Genomic DNA, 2,982 nt, shown 5'->3' with positions numbered 1-2,982 from the left:
GCCGAAATCGGTGTAGACCGCCTCGAAATCGGCATCCAGACTGGCCAGCGCGTCGTTGACCACCTGCCTGATCTTGCGGAGAGGGTGCCGTGCTGGGATGCGCTCTTCCAGATCGACATAGCTGAAAAGCGATCCGCTCGCTTCGTCCGTCCCGCGCATCACCATCCCCCGCCGAAATTGTGCTGAGGGTGAATCATGTTCCTCAGGCCGCGTCGAGAGCCGACTTCTTCAGCAGCCTGTTAGATCAGGTACGTCAACTCGAATTTTTTCTTCTTCAGGCTTCGGCCTGATATGCGTCCGCCCACTCTCCGGATTGCGAAGTTTTTCGGTTCTATTCCAAACTCTGACGCCCACGTAAATTTCATTTCGAATGATCCCCACACCTCGCGCCCGGTGACCGTTTATGGTGCTGCTATTCCATGTTCCGCCCCTAGGAGAGGGAATTCCGTCTTTGTTAAGTGCACCGGCAATCTCACGAGGGGTATAGCCATGCGCATACATACGGAAAATCCGCCGCACTACATCGGCCTTTTCCTCGTCGATTTCAAAAACTCCGGGATTAACGGTGGGTCGATATCCATAAGGTAAACCGCCTCCCGCACGACCGTCCCTGACGGCGGCAGCTAGGCCACGCCGCGTCTTTTGGGACAAGTCTTTCAGAAATTGAGCGCTCATGGTGCCTTTGAAGCCGACGTCCATCTCGGTGATGAACGCGCCCTTCGACAAGCTATAGATTGTGATGTTATAGAACTCCATGTACTCAACGAACTTTGCCAAGTCGCCCAGGTTACGGCTCAGACGGTCGACATCTTCAACAACAACACAATCAAACTTTCCGTCTCTGGCGTCCTTTCGCATTGCCCCAAAGCCTGTGCGACCGAAGATGGTCGACCCAGACATCGAAGCATCAGTGTATCCTTTAACGAAAACCCAGCCTTTGGCCTCGCCAGCGGTTTTGATCTCGAATATTTGGTCATCGGCAGACCTTGGGTTCTGAAGGTCGGACGACATTCGTCCATATCCAACAAAGCGCATGACGCAATCCTTCTAAGCTTCTCTGTGTTTGTCCTGTTTGGCCATTTGCCCTGCGAGATACTTTGCCATCTCGACCGCGACGCGACGAACTTGAGCATTTGTTTCCTCCGTCAACTGAAGGCGCTCACGGGTCTGAAACAGGTACCTTCCGCGCTGATTGCGAACGCTTTTGATTTTAACCGAGACAGTCATTCTTTCATTGAGGGCGGCTCAAACTGACCAAAGTATAGCAGAAGAAAGTCTGGCTGCGCGGTCATTATCTGTTACATATCAACCTCTTAAAGGTGATGACTGCCATCTGGAGTGACACTGACTGATCGGTCGGACATTGCAACCGTCATTGTCATTTTGTGTGACATGGGAACTGCGGATCGGGTGCAGTTTTCCATTGGTGAGTGGCGTGATTCGCCCCGAAAATGGGCAGCTCTTAGATTGCGCTCGCTTGGCTCAAGCCACCCATTTTATGAGCTGACATGCCCCCGCAAACCCCTCACCATGAAGTAGTGTCTGCCCAACCTATGTAGGAGCAGACGAATGCGTAAGAGCCGTTTCCCCGAGGCGCAAATCATCGGGATGTTCAAAGAGCAGGAAAGCCCGGATGCCGACGGCGGAGGTGTGCCGCCGGCATGGCCTGAGCCCGGCGACCTTTTACAAGCTGAAGTCCAAATATGGCGGCATGGAGGTGTCGGAGGCCGGGCGGCTGCTCAACTCGAATGAGCAACGCGAGGAGCTCAGGGTCAGATGGCTGGGTTCAAGTTGAAGTTAGGCAGGGATTCATCAAAATAATGTCGGCAGCCCAACTTATAGCAGAACCGGCAGACAATCGCTCTTGTCACTTGCAGTTTCCCGATGCAACTTCATCCGACAATGGGGCTGTGACTTGGAGACAGTTTGAGGCGTCTATCGTCCTTCTCTCACGAGAGCCACACTCGTGCGAGTTTGAGCCCTAACTGAGGCAGGTTCATTTTACGGAGTTCTTAAGAGCATGGAAAACGGGTTGGCGAAGAGCCTCTTTGAGCGATTTGAGAAGCTCCGACTGTACGAAGCTAATGAGGCCGAAACCCGGCTAAAGCTAATTGACCGTATCCTGTTTGAGGTTCTTGACTGGACGCATGACGATGTAACAGTTGAAGAGCATGTATCGGAAGATGGGAGTACTGAATACTCGGATTACGTAGTCCGGACAGGCTTTTCTTCATTTGTGATCGAGGCAAAAAAGGTTGGGCGAGCAGAGCTGACTGTCCCGACAAAGAGAAAAGAGACGCTAAACAGAAGGTTGGTTTCCGGAGAAACTGGGGATGCAATCACTCAGGCGCGCGACTATTGCCGCAAGATCGGCGTTCAATTTGCCGTGGTCACGAACGGAAGTCAGTGGATCATATTTCCAGCACTTAGAACCGACGGAGTAAGGTTTGATCGCTCAACAGCTATCATTTTTCCAAATCTTACAAGCGCGCTTCAGGATGATCTTGACGAGTTTTATTCACTTCTGTCACGCGGCGCTGTTATTTCTGGCTCCCTTGACAACGAGCTTTTGGGGCGTCGTGAAGACCAACTAATTGAAAGAAGGCTAAACCAATACATCGACCAACCTTTCACAAAGATTAGACGAAACAGCGTCTACCACGTTATACAAAACGAGATAGAGACTGCGTTTTCAGAAGACATAACCACTTCAGATGTTGATCTCTTCAGGGCATTGTTGCAGAACTCTCTCGTTGGAGGATTCACAACACGAATCCATGGGGTTAGACGGATGTCATGAGCAAGCCCAAGCCCGCCCGCTACCGCACGACGAACTGGTCCGCCTACAACGCTGCGCTCCGCAAGCGCGGGTCTTTGCTGATCTGGCTGGACAAGGAGATGGCCTGGTACGCGCCGCATGAGGGCCGCCCTGGGCGCCCGCCGGTGTTCTCGAATGCGGCGATCCAGTTCTGCTTATCTTAT

At 52.4% G+C, this 2,982-nt stretch carries 3 protein-coding genes and 2 pseudogenes; 3 read left to right on the top strand and 2 right to left on the bottom strand.

All coding sequences use genetic code 11. The features are described 5' to 3' along the window. Positions 1-159: pseudogene (locus A9D60_RS25930) on the bottom strand (IS5/IS1182 family transposase); the annotation flags it as partial. A 69-nt stretch (positions 160-228) separates the two neighbouring features. After that, positions 229-1,035 carry a recombinase family protein gene (locus A9D60_RS02845; RefSeq protein WP_083194083.1) on the bottom strand — a complete coding sequence of 269 codons (807 nt, stop codon included), beginning with the start codon at positions 1,033-1,035 and terminating at the stop codon, positions 229-231. 534 nt (positions 1,036-1,569) lie between these two features. On the opposite strand from A9D60_RS02845, the pseudogene A9D60_RS02835 reads away from it, so the two are divergent. The 3 genes and pseudogenes from A9D60_RS02835 to A9D60_RS02825 all read left to right on the top strand — a co-directional run. Beyond that, positions 1,570-1,771, top strand: a pseudogene (locus A9D60_RS02835) (transposase); the annotation flags it as partial. Positions 1,772-2,020: 249 nt separating this feature from the next. Next, the gene (locus A9D60_RS02830) at positions 2,021-2,800 is read left to right on the top strand and encodes a type I restriction endonuclease (protein WP_065266218.1); all 780 of its coding nucleotides are present in this window, start codon (positions 2,021-2,023) and stop codon (positions 2,798-2,800) included. Then, positions 2,797-2,982: transposase (locus A9D60_RS02825; protein ID WP_175392876.1), on the top strand; the 186-nt coding region annotated here is incomplete at its 3' end. The genes A9D60_RS02830 and A9D60_RS02825, both read left to right, overlap by 4 nt.

Origin of the sequence: Leisingera sp. JC1, assembly GCF_001679925.1 — a bacterium.
Lineage (GTDB): Bacteria > Pseudomonadota > Alphaproteobacteria > Rhodobacterales > Rhodobacteraceae > Leisingera.
Note: the sequence above shows the minus strand (reverse complement) of the source record. Positions and strands in the feature narration are given on the sequence as shown.

Coding starts and splice junctions, on each gene's coding strand:
- A9D60_RS02845 (WP_083194083.1), bottom strand. CDS start 1,035: ATGCGCTTTGTTGGATATGGACGAATGTCGTCCGACCTTCAGAACCCA.
- A9D60_RS02830 (WP_065266218.1), top strand. CDS start 2,021: ATGGAAAACGGGTTGGCGAAGAGCCTCTTTGAGCGATTTGAGAAGCTC.